Consider the following 13,965-nt stretch of genomic DNA (forward strand, 5'->3'; position numbering starts at 1 on the left):
TGACCTTCCGGTCAAGTCCCATCTCCATCACCAGAATCATCTGAATATAGTTTTTGTATCAGATTTTTATGTGCCTCTCTTCGGGTCTCACCACTTGCTGCTATGATTCTATTTTTCTCTATGGCTGACCAAGAGAACCCGATATGCAGTAGCTCAATATCATACTTTTCACCCATATCCTAACATATTATACCAAATATTAAATATTTTTTCCGCGCTAGAACGGGTACCCGCATGCGGGTTTGTCGGCAAGCCCCATCTCCCCCACTTCCCCCTACTGGTTTCCCACTGAAAATCAGTGCCACTTCAAGTGGGTGGAACCGGGGTAAGTCCTTTAGTGTTAATATTATTATATTTAACCATGGGTGTGACAAAGAAAAGGAAGAAAGAATTCCTCGAAGCAATCGTCCGGAATGGAGACCGAGCCAACGTCACAGAGATTCGTTTAGAAACTGGATTCTCACGCAATCAGATAGACTACTGGTTTCCACGGTTAGCGAAAGATGGACTTATTGAAAAGCGGTATGACGGGAGAAACCGGCGAGTAGCAGTACTCACAGATTCTGGGAGAACAGCAATTGAGCAAGGAGAGTTTGGAAAAGAACTTCTGGAAACTGAGGACCAGGGGAACGATGAAATCATTCTCTCCAAATCAGAGTTCCAGAATCTCACTGAAAGAATCGAGACACTAGAAAATAAATACCAAGCTCAAAGAGAGCAACTCCGAAACCTCCGGCAGAAACAAAATCATCTCTTGGAAATTGTTGGACTACTACGAATGTGGATAAAAGTTTTCCAACAAATTCTCGCAGACCACTTCAATGTATTAGAGATAATGGAGACTGTAGAACGGGAAGCGATGGACAAAGACGACCTCGACGCCAGTTTTGCAGTATACAAAAACGAGCGGTACGAGAATTAATCTATAAATCCTTCAAATATCGTCGATACTCATATTCTCATATACAGTATACGCTAGACTGTACTCTTCATCAGGGAGGTCTGCTACTTCAATCACTTCAGAAATCGCTCTTGCTGGCGGGCTTGTATCCTCTGAGACAAGACTATATTTGTCTCGTGCAAGGAGACAAAGCTCCAAGAATTCTCTATCAGAGAGGTCGGGGAGATTGTGCGTTTTCTCATCTCCAACAACATCACATGCAGTACTACCACTACCAAACTCTTCTACAGCAAGGAGTTCAAGACCGTGACCTCCTGTATCACAACGGAAACAATACCAATCAGTATCAGCATGGAAATTCTTCTTGTCCTTCCCAGAAGAACTTGAGTCGTGTACTGGATGACCTCCCCAAATTTCTCCGTTCTTCTCCCTATCTGACTTCACAGACGGGAATGAACCACAGCGTAGAACATCTCTAGCTGAAATCTGCCAATATACACTGTAGTCTCCAGATGAACTGGTTTTGACTTTCTTATGTTTTTCATCTAGGATTGAACCAGAAGAACGAGTATCCTGATGTTCATCATCACCGTACTCTTCGAGTATCCAATCTATGTTTTCTTGTCCATCAGCAACACGGTTTGGACACCCGTCAACGAGGTCTGCCACCATTGCTATCACGTGTGAGTGGTCGTATATCTCAATTTTAGGTAGTTCATCTCCTACCCATATTTCATCATCAATTTCCTTCTTAAATTCTCCCAGATGGTCTGGCAGCGACCCTTCTACTATGATGTGTATTCCTTCTCCACTTTGGGACAATTCCGCGTAGCTGTTACAGCGTTCTAATACTTCCAGTGCTACAGGATGTACTTCACCAGTTTCCGATTTTCGAACGTCGTCAAGGTCAATAAGTGATAGTTGTTCACGCCCGTTTGGAATTCCATCTTCATCGTTCAGAATAAAACACAAACCCAGACGGTCTACATCACTACCCAGTGCCTGGAAAGTTGTCTTGTCCTTATCAGCCCATGATTTGGCTTCATTGAACGTAGACCATAGTTCCACATCACCCCATGTTGCATTGTATTCCAAGCTTCTCCAGGGCGCTAACGGTACCTTATCATCCCATGTTCGACACAGCCAATTCTCACGTTCCTTTAGCTCATCTGGATAGACAACACGAGACGATTCCACAACTTCGGACAGCTCACCAACGACTTCTTCACCACTGTCAGAGTCAGCTTTATCCTCGTCAGTTGCGTTCTGCTGCACTTCTATCGCAGTAGGATTGAAACTATACCCATCGTCTTTTTTCCGTAATATAGTACCTTCAGCGCTTTCTATGTAGCCGCCAGCAAGCCCTACGTCATCGTGTGTATCTTCCAGCGCTGTGGCTAGCTCCTCGTAAGAGAGAGGAGACAGAACATCTTCAGTGATTTCTTTTGCTCTGTCACGGACAGATACCCAATCAATTTCGCTCATTGTCCATCACCCGCTAAGAGCGGTTTTCTATGCTCACTAGCAAGATGTGCTGGTAGGTATGAATCAAGGAAATCAAACGCATCTCTTACTATAACCAGATTCTCACTTGCACGAGTGAGTGCTACATACCATGTCCGAGCTTCATTTTGTCGCATCTCGTAATCTCGTGAAATTGATTCTTGAATTCGTGACGTAATTCCATCGTACAGAATCACGTTATCTGCTTCATATCCCTTGCTTCCGTGGATTGTGAGGAGTTGAGTTTTAATCTCATCAATATCTATCGTTTCACAGTTGTTTTTCCGAAGTGCTGCACGAATCACATCCTTGTATTGACTCTGAATACCAGTCAGAGAATCAACTGCACGGCCAGCGTTTGGAAATATCTTGAACCACTCGTCAGTAACAAATCCAGCAAAATGTTCTAAATCAATATTCTGTTCCTCAGTCCGAATCCATGATTGTATGTCTTCCTTGTCTTCTCGTGAGTCGAACTGTGTATATTCAATTTTAGTGGCTTCAAGTAAACGACGAGCTTCACCTGGAGAGAGAGTAACGTTATCTGGACTTTCGTCTCTGTCAGCCCATGAATTCCAAGAGAGGACATTCTCATTCCAACCCCGTTCTTCTATTTTAACCCCATTAATTTTACAAATTGAATTATATAGGTCCACACGCTTGTCTGACTGATTCCAACCACCAGCCCCTTGCTGAGATTTGAAGAAGATACCAGCCTTCTGTAGCGACCGGCCAAGTGCTGTTGCTTGGTCTCGTGTCCTAGTCAGGATTAGATTTGTCCCTTCGTCAAATTGGTTTATCAGAGTGTCTACTGAGGCCTTCTTCTCTACTGGAGCATCCCAATCACCGCTAAAACTGTCTTTTGAATACGTAGGTGAACAAACTTCAAACACATAACCATCTGACTCTGATTCAATTGTAACATCAGATGGGGGAACGTGCTGTTTTGATAGAACTGAGGTTGCCAGATTCCAATGTGTCTGAGGGACTCTATACGTCGTATTCAGTGGAACGTGCTGGAGGTCTACCCGCTCAAAAAACTCTGGTGTAGCCCCTTCGTGCTTATTGACTACTTGGAGTGAGTCACCCAGTACAATAGCAATTTCTGCATTATCAATCCATAACTGAGCCACTTCGTCCAAGAGTGGAAATGCATCGTGATATTCGTCAATAACTACAATATCGCAGTCGGGAGTTCTCTTTTCCTTTACTACGATTTCTAGCATCTCATGGAAATCGTAGAGTTTCTGTTCCTCTTTGTACTCTTCCCATGCATCATCTACTTCAGAAATTCGGGGGTGGCTAGGCCAGACCGAGACTAAATCACTATATTTAGGACACTCTTTTGCTCTGTGTGCTGAGATTCGGTTATTTCGAAGCCATTTCAGTATATCAATCAACAACTGCCCCTTTCCGTGTGACTGAGAATTTGTAGGGTCACCAGAGTACTGGACACCATACTGAGATTTGCAGAAGTCCCTGTAATCAGAATACCCAGCTACGTCCATATTTCGTGTATCAATCAGACGATTAGCTATTGCGTGGACTGTTCCAATGTACTTTGTTCGACCAGTCCAAGTCTGTTCCATATCCCAGTCTTCCAGAATACCCCAGTCATACAACCGGTCTAGTATATCTTGGGCGAGTGACTTCCGGTAAGTCACCCAGCAAACATCATCTACTCCATACTCGTGTTCTTTTACCAATTTACCAACTCTGGCGGCTCCTGAGGTGGTTTTTCCACCACCAGGAACACCTTCCAACTTGCATGATTCTGTAACAGGAGGGCCTTTGATTTCTACGTCTTCAAGGTCTATTTCACTCATCAGAATCACCCGCCATATCGACGGTCTCTGAAGAAATGAGTCCTGGCGGAACTTCATCAATCTCTATCTCAGAGACAAAATCAGTGGTAAGTTGCCACCACCTCATAGTAACGCCATCAATTTCTTCTTGCCGAGCTTTCCTCTCTAAATATCCCGTTGAACGAAGTTCAGCATGGAGTGCTTGAGGGGTGATGTTGTGCTCATCACAAACTGTATTCGTCAGTTCATTCGGGACCTGAATCGCATCAAATTCTTCATCCTCAACGTATAGAACACCATTTCTTGCTGCTGCTTCTTCGTGTGTGTACGCTACAGTCTTAGAAACTTGATTTTTTAAATCCTGTATTGCAATGGTCCGGGTTCCAGTGGTTTGTTCAACTTTCTGGTTCTGAATGACCCATCTCTTGATGTAATCCGGCCACTCCTTGTCTTGGAAGGAAGGACCGTATACCATCACATCCAGCGCACTGAATAGAATTTCTTTGAAATTCCCAGGGTTCTTCCATTCCTGTTTTGTCTCAACTACGTCAGTAGAGAATTCGTCATCAAAATACCATTGATACGTAGTATCATGGTTTGAATCTGAGGACTTCAGGACAACAAGTTGAGAGACGTGTTGTTCGACTATCTTATCAAGTTCGTAACTGTGTTCCTTCTCATCTCCTTGTTCTTTCTCTAATTCGGTCTTGATACTATCGTACGTGTTTTTTATCGAAGTCTTGTTCGAGGTAGTATTCTGAGCAACTGTCTCAAACCAACCATCCTTGTTACGTACGGATTCACCAGCTAATTCAAGCTGAACAATTTCACTGATGAAGGATTCAATTAGTTCGGCTTCTTGTGTTGGGAGAATATCTCCTCCGAATTCATCCTTAATATCTAGCCAGTATTCCGATAGGTCCGATTCTTCCGATACATTTATAGTGTCAGACTCTGTATTGTTAAGTGTAGTAGACATAATTCAATCACCATTTTAATTTCCTCCGTAGACGTGAGAGACTTGTTCCTCGTACTGTTCTACTGCTTCTTCTAGGAGACTTGTCTTGCTTGGGTTCCCTGGAAGTTCACGCTGCATTTCTTCCAATACTTCCTTTGTCTCATCTGTTATGTTTGTAGTAGTTGTCATATTACTTTACAATAGATATATTGTTTATTAATACTATAAAGGTTTCCCCATTTTAAGAATAATCCGAAGGTGATGCTGTATTTTCAACCCATAGTTAAAAACAAGCTCTATCTATTGGATATTGTGTGTATTTTTTCTATATAACTTCTCAGAGGGGGGTGGTAGAGCGAACAGTCTGGGGAGTACCCCCCTCAAAGAAGTTATAATATATATGGAAGAGATACCACGGTAGAACTCAACACACAATCAGGTCGTTTTTGTGGAGATAATGACATCACCGTTATACCATCACCAATTCAGGACAGAAAGGCGGCTAAGTTGGTCGGAGGTCCATTCAGAATGTTATTTCGTGTCTTGGTTCAGAATTGAGTAGGAACAGTTCTGGTCATGACGATAAGCGTCCATCTCATTCTGTTTTGAAATGTAGATTCTCTCATTACAAACAGGGCACTCAACCCAATTCTTTGAATCTGTTTTCTCTTGCATATATAAATAATATTAATTCCATGCCAAAAGTGTTTCTAGTATGATACTAGGTTAATCAATAATACACGCCGTATTTTTTACTACAGATGTGCGAACAATGTCAAAAACACAAGAACGTTGTCGCTAAAACTTGCATAGATTGTGGAACAGGATTGTGTCTTGACTGTCTCGACCAACGTCCCGAAGACCTAAAAGGGCGTTCTAAGTGTCCTCGCTGCGGAGGTTGGGGGTTCCAGAATGCGTAGGACTGACGATATTGAAGGTCTTGATGATGATGAAGTAAATCGATTATTCAGTGTGGGTCCATTTCATGTACAACTGGTGGTCAAAGGTGGTCATGTGGTGGAGTCTTCTTGTGATTGCGATTATAGTGGAACAGAATTCGTTCGTTCGGAATCCCATCCTATGATTCCAGATTCAACAAGACTTGGAGAAACAGTCACCTCCTGCTGCGAACACGAAGTTGCGGCCCTAATCTCGTATTATAGTCGCTATCAATCTGAAATTGAATTTGAAGTGGAGGAGATATAGCCGTGTTTGGATTGTTTGGTTCAGATGACTCTGAGGGATTTATTCCAGAAGAAGATTTGACGGATTCAGAGCTTGAGGAGTTTGATTTTTGGGGTACGCTAAAACCATATGACCGGCAGGAATTCTTCCGAGCAGATAGTGAATTCTTCGTGGTCTTGTATATCGACGGAGGAACAGTAGTTGATGCTCGTTGTTCGTGTTCTGAATTTCAAAAACCCGGTACTGGAGAGGATTTGACTGAGGAAAAAGCTTGTTCTCACGTGAAGGAAGCCACTCGTATTATTTTGCACCAGTATGAAGTGAACGTCATCCAGACCGACGACAAGGACGAGCTTCCCATTCCTTCTGATTTCGAGACGGTCTTAGAAATGTTGGATTGAATTCTCGCCCCCGGTACACTTACACGATTTCCTGCTGTAATAGAACAGTGTAGCACTGGGTCACAGTCCTCAATTTCTGTGACAACAGTGTTGCAACTCAAAAATGGTGTTCAAGAAGATCACACTGATCGGGACGAGCAGCGAGAGCTTCGACGAGGCGGTCGACGACGCGGTCGACCGCGCGGAGGAGACCCTGCAGAACGTCAAGTGGGTCGAGGTCGACGAGATGGGCGTCGAGGTCGCCAGCGTCGAGGGCCGGGAGTACCAGGCCGAGGTCGAGGTGGCGTTCGAACTCGAAGACTAGGTGCGGAAACTCTCGCCGCAGCCGCACTCGCTGACGACGTTGGGGTTCCGGACGTGGAACCCCTCGCCCTGGAGCCCGCCCTCGAAGTCGAGCACCGAGCCCTCCACGTAGTCGATGCTCGCCGGGTCGACGAACACGCGCAGCCCGTGGTGTTCGTGGACGGTGTCGTCGTCCTCGGGCTCGAACTCGAAGCGCATCCCGTAGGACAGCCCCGCGCAGCCGCCCTGCTGGACGAACAGGCGCAGCCCCGCCACGTCGGTGTCCATGTCCTCGTCCTCGAGGAGCGAGACAGCCTCCTCGGCGGCCGCCTCCGTGACTTCGATGCCCTGCCGGTCCGGGTCTGGATCGGGCTCCGTCGTGGAACTCATACGCTTGAGTTTCGCCCCGAACGTGTTAACCCTGACGGCGACCGCCCGCCGTCGGCCGTGACGCCTCGCCCGAATCCCGCGGGAACCCGTCACGCGACGACGACCGCGCTACAGGCGCTTCTGGAAGATGTACTCGGTCGCGGTGGTGCCCGCGAAGTCGGTCTCCTGCTCGTCGACGCGCTCGAACCCGACCGCCTCGTAGAAGGCGACGCCGCGGTCGTTGCCGGCCAGCACCTCGGCCTCGTAGGCGGTCACGTCGCGGTCGTACAGCGCCTGTTCGACCTCAGCGACGAGGTTGCGGCCGATCCCCTCGCGCCAGTGGTCGGGGTCGACGTACAGGCGATAGACCTGGTGGACCCGCCGCGGCGGGTGCGGGCCGGCGTGGGCGTAGCCGACGACCTCGCCGTCGACGACGGCGACGAAGAAGTCCTGGGCCTCGTGTTCGACGCCGGCCTCGATGGCGTCGTCCTCGTACCACTCGTCGAGCATCGTCTCGACCACGTCCGCGCCGAGGATGTCGTCGTAGGCGGTGTGCCACGCGTCGTCGGCGACCCGCTGGACCCCGGCCACGTCGCCGGCGTTCGCCGGCCGATAGCGCACGTCCTCTGTCATGCTCGACCGAACGACGCTATCGCAGAAAGACCTGACGACCCGCGGCGGGCCACGACCCGCTACCGACCCGGTAACCCCGTGCTACTCGTCGGACTGCTCGGCGTCCGTAGCGGTGTCGTCGGCCCCACCGGTGTCGTCCCCGCCCCTGCAAGTATCGTCCCCGCCCTCACCGGACGCGTCGCCCTCGAAGCGCGCGTCGACGCTGTGGGCGTGGGCCTCCAGCCCTTCGGCGTCCGCCAGGGTTGTGACGGTGTCGCGCAGGTCGCCCAGCGCGTCCTCGGAGAGGCGCTGGACCGTCGTCGACCGGAGGAAGGTGTCGACGGAGAGCCCGCCGGTCACCCGCGCCTTGCCGTTGGTCGGGAGAACGTGGTTCGTGCCGGTCGCGTAGTCGCCGGCGGCGACCGGGCTGTAGGGACCGAGGAAGGCGCTCCCGGCGCTGGGGATGCGGTCCAGCAGCGCCTCCGCGTCGTCGGCCTGGATCGAGAGGTGCTCGGGCGCGTACTCCTCGGCGAACAGCACGGCCTCGGGCATCGACCGGGCGAGGAAGACGCCGCTCGCGTCCCGGTCGAGTGCCGCGCGGATCGTCGCCTCGCGGTCGCGGCCCGCGGCGTGGTCGTCGACGGCCGCGGCGACCGCCTCGGCCGTGTCCTCGTCGTCAGTGACGGCGACGACGGAGCTCGTCTCGCCGTGTTCGGCCTGGGCGACCAGGTCGGCGGCGACCAGCGACGGATCCGCCGTCCCGTCGGCGACGACCAGCACCTCGCTCGGGCCGGCGAGGAAGTCGATCTCCACGTCGCCGCGGACCTCGGCCTTGGCGGCGGTGACCCACTGGTTGCCGGGGCCGACGACCTTCTGGACGGCGTTTATCGTCTCGGTGCCGTAGGCGAGCGCGGCGACCGCCTGCGCGCCGCCGACCTGGTAGACCGCGTCGGCGCCGGCCACCTCGATGGCCGCCAGCGTCACCGGGTTGATCTCCTCGGCCGGCGGGGTCGCGACCGCGACGTGTTCGACGCCCGCGACGACCGCCGGGATCACGCCCATCAGCACGCTGGAGGGGTAGGCGGCCGTCCCGCCCGGGGCGTAGACGCCGACCGTGTCGAGCGGCCGGAAGCGCCGGCCGAGTTCGCGGCCGTCGAAGTCCTCGGTCCAGTCCTCGGGGAGCTGGCGCTCGTGGAACTCGCGGATGTTCGCGGCCGCGTCCTCGATGGCCGCGCGGGTCTCCGCGTCGATCTCCTCGTAGGCGCGCTCGACGCGGTCGGTCACGTCGATGTTGCCGACCTCGACGCCGTCGATCTCCCGCGAGAGGTTCCGCAGGGCCACGTCGCCCTCCGACCGCACGCGGTCGACGATCTCGCGGGCGTCGTCACGGACGGCCTCGACCCCGGCGTCGCGGTCGAACAGCGCCGCCCGCTCGTCGGGGCCCAGCTCGTCCACCCGTCGCACGTTCATGCTGCGTCCTTGCCGCGACTGGCCCATACGACTTGCTATCGCGGCCGGCGAACGGCGGCGGACGGTCGCGAGGGCGGCGGACGGTCGCGAGGGCGGCGGACGGTCGCGAGGGCGGCGGACGGTCGCGAGGGCGGCGACGGTCGTGGAGCCCCCGCGATCACCCCTGGACGTACCACCAGGCGGTGACGACGAGGATCATGAACAGCCCGCCGAGGAAGAAGGCGACCGCCGGGTCGGCCAGCAGGGAGTCGCCGCCGCTGGCGACCTGCCGGGCACCGTCGACCGTCTCGGCCGGGATCTGCGTCCCGGTGTCGAGGGTGGTCCCTCCCGACTCCATGCCCGTCTCGGTCGGCGTCGGCGACGGCGAGTCGGTCGCTGTGGGGGTCGGCCTGGGCGTCGCCGTCTCCGTCGCGGTGGGCGTCGCGGTCGGGGCGGGGGTCGGGGCCTGGGTCTCGGTCGGCGCGGCCGTGGGCGAGGGCGTCGCTGCCGGCGTGGGCGTCCCCGCGGGCGTCGGTGACGGGGTACCGGCCGGGGTCGCCGACGCGGTCTCGGCGGGCGTCGCCGAGGGGGTGCCAGCGGGCGTGGCGGACGGGGCCTCCGTCGCGGTTCCCGGCCCGGGCGTCGGACTCGCGGTGGCCTCGGCGGCCTCCGTCTCCTCCCCGCCGAAGACCCCGACATCGCCGTCGCCGGTGGTCGTGGCCTCCCCCGCGCCGTCGTCCGCTCCCGCGTCGGCACCCCCACCGTCTCCGCCGTCGGCAGCGTCGCCACCGTCTCCACCGTCCCCGGCATCGTCACCGCCGCCGTCGGCGCCGGACTGCGACCCCATCCCGAACGAGACGCCGTAGTCGCCGACCCGTCCGCCGGACTCGCCGAACAGCCGCCGGACGGCGAGGCTGGCGACCGCGAGCAGGCCGACCGACCCCAGCAGGCGCGTCAGCGCCGTCTTCAGGCGCGAGCGGTCGTGTTCCTGGCCGGCGAACAGCACGAGCGCCTCGCTGGCCGGCGCGTAGATGGTCATCTCCGTGCCCTTCTCGGAGTAGCCCTCGCCGGCCGGCTGGATCAGGTCGGCGTCCTCCAGGCGCTCGACGTGGTAGTGGACGTTCTGGAGGGAGGTCCCCACCTCGTCGCGGATCTCCGGCGGCGTCTTCGGCTCCTCGTACAGCGACGCCAGGATCTGCCGCGCGGTGTCCGACGAGAGCGCGGACAGCGCCTCCTCGGTCGCCTCGTCGTCGAGGTCGAGGACCTTCGGCTCGTCGGGCGTCCGCGTCGGCTCCGACTTGAACGGCAGCAGACGACCCATTGCCCTAGCACAGATGGGCGATCATAATGGGCTTTCCCAAAAGACAAAAACGCGTTTGAAGCTCGAACCGGGGCCAGGAGCCGTCAGCGCCCGTTACCGGTAGAGCCGCGAGAGTATGTGCAACGACGACAGAACCACCGCCAGCCCCACCTCGCCGATCAGGACGAACAGCAGCGCGGCCGACCGCTCGGCCGGCGGCAGGACGACCGCGTAGACGTACCAGCCGGTTCCGACCGCCAGCGAGAGGAAGAGGGCGTGGACCAGGATCCACGGCCCGAGCCGGCGGAGCGCGATCAGGGCGCGTCGCGTCGCCGTGTCCGACGGCCGTCCCGCGCCCGACCGGTTCTCGGCGGCCCCCCAGAAACTGGTCGTCGCGTACGATCCGGACGGTCGCCGGGTCCGTCGTCGTGCTCCGCCCGCCGCGTCACCGGTCTCGGACGCCCGGTTCGTCGACCCCGACGACGACGCCGTGCCGTCGGCCGTCGGCGAAGCCGTCGCACCGTCGGCCGTCGCGGCGCTGCCGGTCGTCTCGTCGTCGCCCGGCGCTCCATCGCCGCCGTTCGGCGCTCCACCGCCCGAGACTCCGGTGGCACCGTTCGACGCTCCACCGCTGTTCGACGCCTCCTCGTGACTCGATCCGGTCCAGCCCGGGGAGGCGTCTCCGGATCCCGAGTCCGCCGGTCCCGGGTCCGACGACCCCTCTCTCGCGGTTCCGGTCGTCGGCCCACCGGCGCGGCCGTCGGTATCCGACGGCGTCGCGGCCGACGACCGCGACCGGCCTGCGCCGCTCGGGTCACTCCGGCGGCTCGCCGATTCCTTCGCCCGGTCGGACGACGACCGGCGGTTCCGTGCCGTCCGTCCGGCCCACGTCCCGGTCGTCCGTCCGGTCCCTGTCCCGGTCGACTCGTTCCGGGCGGACCCGTCGGCCGCGCGGTCCGAAACGTCCCGCGGTCGGTCCGACGACCGGTCGGTGGACGGGCCGTCCGACGACGACTCGGTCGTCCAGAGGCTCGGATCGGCGTGCGCCTCGACGTACGCGCGGTGGCCGAGTCGGTCGTACCTGGCGCGCTCGGCCGCGTCGAGCAGCGTCTCCTTCGCGACGGTCAAGCGTCTGAACCGGTCGGCCGCGTCGGGGTCGGCGCTCACGTCCGGGTGGTGCTCCTTGACGCGCTCGCGGTAGGCGGCGCGAATGGCTTCCTCGTCGGCGTCGGGTCCCACCCCGAGGACGCCGTAGAACGTCCCGTTCATACACCCAGCGACCGCTTCGGGCTGTTCTTTCGACTTCACCTACAAGTAATTTGCTACCGGAGAACCGGATCACGACCGAAATTCGTGGATTTGTCCCGGAATTCGCGAGTTCGCTCGGCGACGGAACGGCCGCGGTCGCTACGTCTCGGTCCGTCTCCCCCCGTCCGCGACCGCGCGACTCTCGGTCGCGGCCGTCCGTCCGGTCTCGCCCAGTTCGGGATGGCAGTCCTCACAGACCCAGGCTACCGTCCGGTGGGTCATCGTCTCCGTCCGCTCGCGGCGCCGCCACGCGCGGAACACGTCGTCGCCGCAGTGGTCACATTCTACCATCGTACCCGATCGTGTGCGAGACGTTCACATATAGCTTGCCCTGAAACGGATACCGACGCCCGGGAAGCCGTAAGATCACCTTATACACCGGGTGGACTCCGGCCGCTGGGCGGTCGGTCCAATCGCTCGACGCCGGTCGACAGGAGGGAATCCCTTTTGGCGCGGACGGGTGTATAGACGGGTGAGAATGGCAACGAGTGAACGGTCCCCGCTTCGAACGGTAGTCGCGCTCGTCTCCGCCCTCGGCCTCGGCGGCGGCGGGCTGGCGTTCGGGTTCGTACTCGCCTCCGTCGCTGCCGCCGTGCTGACTCTCGGCCTCGGCGTCGAGATCTCGCCGGCCGCGCTGCTCGTCCTGAGTCTCGTCTTCGTCCAGGGCGTGGGCTGTGCCGGCGTCGCGCTGGCGTACATGAAACTCCGTCCCGTCGTCGGCCCCGAGATCAGGTCGATCCTCGGGTTCGAGGGCGTCCCGGGTCCGTTCGACATCGACGCTGAACTGCCGGACCTGCGCGGCGTCGCCGTCGTCGTCGGCGGCTACGTGCTCGCGATCGGCGCGGCCCTGGCGGGGTCGGTCCTCGTCACGCTCCTCCAGGTCGACACCGGCACCAACCAGGCCGCCGAGATCGGGATGGAGAACCCCGAGACGCTCCTGATCCTGATCCCCGCGGCGATCCTTATCATCGGGCCCGGTGAGGAACTGCTCTTCCGGGGCGTCGTGCAGGGACGGCTCCGGGAGGTGCTCGGCCCGGTCGCCGCCATCTTCCTCGCCAGTTCCTTCTTCGCCGGCCTCCACTGGTTCGCGCTGACCGGCGGGTCGGCCGCCGGAAACGTCGTCGCGCTGGCGGTGCTCGTCGGCCCGTCGCTGGTCTTCGGGGCGGCCTACGAGCTCACCGACAACATCGTCGTGCCGTCGCTGATCCACGGGATCTACAACGCGACGCTGTTCACGCTGCTGTACGTCGTGGTGGCCTTCGGCGACCAGTTGCCCGACCAGCAGAACGTGGCCGCGGCGGCGCTCGCGCTCCTCTGACCCCCCTACAGCGCGGAGAGCGCGAGGAGGACCGGCGGGTACACGCCGAGCACCGTCGCGCTGACGACGCCCATCAGCGCGCTCGCCCGGTCGGCGTCGGCGGCGACCCGGCCGGTGTAAGTCGCCCACGCCGAGTAGAGCCCGACCGGCGACAGCGCAATCGTCGCCGCCTGGCCGAGCGTCCCCCACTCCCGCCCGACCCAGGCGAGGGCGTACCCGACCCCGGCGAACAGCCCCGCGGCCAGCGCGAAGAACACGACCGTCTCGAACACCGGTTCGGGCGGTTCCGCCTCGCCCTCCGGCGGCGGCGGTTCGTAGTGGCGACGCGTGACGGCCGCGACCCCGCCCGCACCCAGCAGCGAGACGACCGCGATGGCCGCGGTCTCCGGGTCGACTGGCATGGGTGCGTCGTTCGAAACGACGTGTCTTAACGGTGGGTCACTCGCGGCGCCGTCGCTGTCCGTTCGGTGGTGTCGCACGGACTACCGACCGGCCGAGTTTCTACTAGTAGGCTCGGTGAAAGTGTTATTCACTTCCAGCGGCTCTCTAACTCGTAGTACCCCGACTTCCGCAT

At 57.7% G+C, this 13,965-nt stretch carries 17 protein-coding genes; 5 read left to right on the forward strand and 12 right to left on the reverse strand.

Annotated features, from left to right (window positions below):
• Window positions 1-11: 11 nt before the first annotated feature.
• Window positions 12-176 carry a hypothetical protein gene (locus ACMGFG_RS15610; protein ID WP_436931252.1) on the reverse strand — a complete coding sequence of 55 codons (165 nt, stop codon included), beginning with the start codon at window positions 174-176 and terminating at the stop codon, window positions 12-14.
• Window positions 177-361: 185 nt separating this feature from the next.
• On the opposite strand from ACMGFG_RS15610, the gene ACMGFG_RS15615 reads away from it, so the two are divergent.
• Complete coding sequence (locus ACMGFG_RS15615; RefSeq protein ID WP_436931253.1) at window positions 362-922, forward strand: hypothetical protein; 561 nt, start codon at window positions 362-364, stop codon at window positions 920-922.
• A gap of 12 nt (window positions 923-934) precedes the next feature.
• Here ACMGFG_RS15615 and ACMGFG_RS15620 read toward each other — a convergent pair whose 3' ends face one another.
• The 4 genes from ACMGFG_RS15620 to ACMGFG_RS15635 are packed head-to-tail and all read right to left on the reverse strand — an operon-like array spanning window position 935 to window position 5,356.
• Window positions 935-2,386, reverse strand: a complete 1,452-nt coding sequence (locus tag ACMGFG_RS15620; RefSeq protein ID WP_436931254.1) for a hypothetical protein — start codon at window positions 2,384-2,386, stop codon at window positions 935-937.
• Window positions 2,383-4,230: a 3'-5' exonuclease gene (locus ACMGFG_RS15625; protein ID WP_436931255.1), complete on the reverse strand. Its 1,848-nt coding sequence runs from the start codon at window positions 4,228-4,230 to the stop codon at window positions 2,383-2,385. Before ACMGFG_RS15625 ends, ACMGFG_RS15620 begins: the two co-directional genes overlap by 4 nt.
• Complete coding sequence (locus ACMGFG_RS15630) at window positions 4,223-5,188, reverse strand: hypothetical protein (RefSeq protein ID WP_436931256.1); 966 nt, start codon at window positions 5,186-5,188, stop codon at window positions 4,223-4,225. Before ACMGFG_RS15630 ends, ACMGFG_RS15625 begins: the two co-directional genes overlap by 8 nt.
• 15 nt (window positions 5,189-5,203) lie before the next feature.
• Window positions 5,204-5,356: a hypothetical protein gene (locus ACMGFG_RS15635; RefSeq protein WP_436931257.1), complete on the reverse strand. Its 153-nt coding sequence runs from the start codon at window positions 5,354-5,356 to the stop codon at window positions 5,204-5,206.
• 723 nt (window positions 5,357-6,079) lie between these two features.
• Between ACMGFG_RS15635 and ACMGFG_RS15640 the strand changes: the two genes are divergently transcribed.
• From ACMGFG_RS15640 to ACMGFG_RS15650, 3 genes are all read left to right on the forward strand, one after another.
• Complete coding sequence (locus ACMGFG_RS15640; RefSeq protein ID WP_436931258.1) at window positions 6,080-6,373, forward strand: hypothetical protein; 294 nt, start codon at window positions 6,080-6,082, stop codon at window positions 6,371-6,373.
• A 2-nt stretch (window positions 6,374-6,375) separates the two neighbouring features.
• Window positions 6,376-6,753: a hypothetical protein gene (locus ACMGFG_RS15645; protein WP_436931259.1), complete on the forward strand. Its 378-nt coding sequence runs from the start codon at window positions 6,376-6,378 to the stop codon at window positions 6,751-6,753.
• Between the two features lie 103 nt (window positions 6,754-6,856).
• Window positions 6,857-7,057, forward strand: coding sequence for a dodecin (locus ACMGFG_RS15650; RefSeq protein ID WP_436931260.1), 201 nt, complete (start codon window positions 6,857-6,859; stop codon window positions 7,055-7,057).
• Here the strand turns inward: ACMGFG_RS15650 and ACMGFG_RS15655 are convergent.
• From ACMGFG_RS15655 to ACMGFG_RS15680, 6 genes are all read right to left on the reverse strand, one after another.
• A complete protein-coding gene (locus ACMGFG_RS15655) occupies window positions 7,054-7,425 on the reverse strand; it encodes a HesB/IscA family protein (protein ID WP_436931261.1) in 372 nt (123 codons plus the stop codon). The two genes, ACMGFG_RS15650 and ACMGFG_RS15655, sit on opposite strands and share 4 nt — an antisense overlap.
• Before the next feature lie 108 nt (window positions 7,426-7,533).
• The gene (locus tag ACMGFG_RS15660; RefSeq protein ID WP_436931262.1) at window positions 7,534-8,037 is read right to left on the reverse strand and encodes a GNAT family N-acetyltransferase; all 504 of its coding nucleotides are present in this window, start codon (window positions 8,035-8,037) and stop codon (window positions 7,534-7,536) included.
• Between the two features lie 81 nt (window positions 8,038-8,118).
• A complete protein-coding gene (gene hisD / locus ACMGFG_RS15665; protein WP_436931263.1) occupies window positions 8,119-9,486 on the reverse strand; it encodes a histidinol dehydrogenase in 1,368 nt (455 codons plus the stop codon).
• Window positions 9,487-9,643: 157 nt separating this feature from the next.
• Window positions 9,644-10,786 (reverse strand): ArsR/SmtB family transcription factor, encoded by a 1,143-nt coding sequence (locus ACMGFG_RS15670; protein ID WP_436931264.1) that lies wholly within the window; start codon window positions 10,784-10,786, stop codon window positions 9,644-9,646.
• Window positions 10,787-10,879: 93 nt separating this feature from the next.
• A complete protein-coding gene (locus tag ACMGFG_RS15675) occupies window positions 10,880-12,034 on the reverse strand; it encodes a J domain-containing protein (protein WP_436931265.1) in 1,155 nt (384 codons plus the stop codon).
• A gap of 138 nt (window positions 12,035-12,172) precedes the next feature.
• Window positions 12,173-12,364 (reverse strand): hypothetical protein, encoded by a 192-nt coding sequence (locus tag ACMGFG_RS15680; RefSeq protein ID WP_436931266.1) that lies wholly within the window; start codon window positions 12,362-12,364, stop codon window positions 12,173-12,175.
• Window positions 12,365-12,551: 187 nt separating this feature from the next.
• Between ACMGFG_RS15680 and ACMGFG_RS15685 the strand changes: the two genes are divergently transcribed.
• A complete protein-coding gene (locus ACMGFG_RS15685) occupies window positions 12,552-13,391 on the forward strand; it encodes a CPBP family intramembrane glutamic endopeptidase (protein WP_436931267.1) in 840 nt (279 codons plus the stop codon).
• Between the two features lie 5 nt (window positions 13,392-13,396).
• Here ACMGFG_RS15685 and ACMGFG_RS15690 read toward each other — a convergent pair whose 3' ends face one another.
• Entirely contained in the window at window positions 13,397-13,792 is a 396-nt protein-coding gene (locus tag ACMGFG_RS15690) for a hypothetical protein (protein WP_436931268.1), read from the reverse strand.
• Window positions 13,793-13,965: the final 173 nt, after the last annotated feature.

Origin of the sequence: Halosimplex halobium (assembly GCF_051414055.1) — an archaeon.
GTDB classification, from domain to species: domain Archaea; phylum Halobacteriota; class Halobacteria; order Halobacteriales; family Haloarculaceae; genus Halosimplex; species Halosimplex halobium.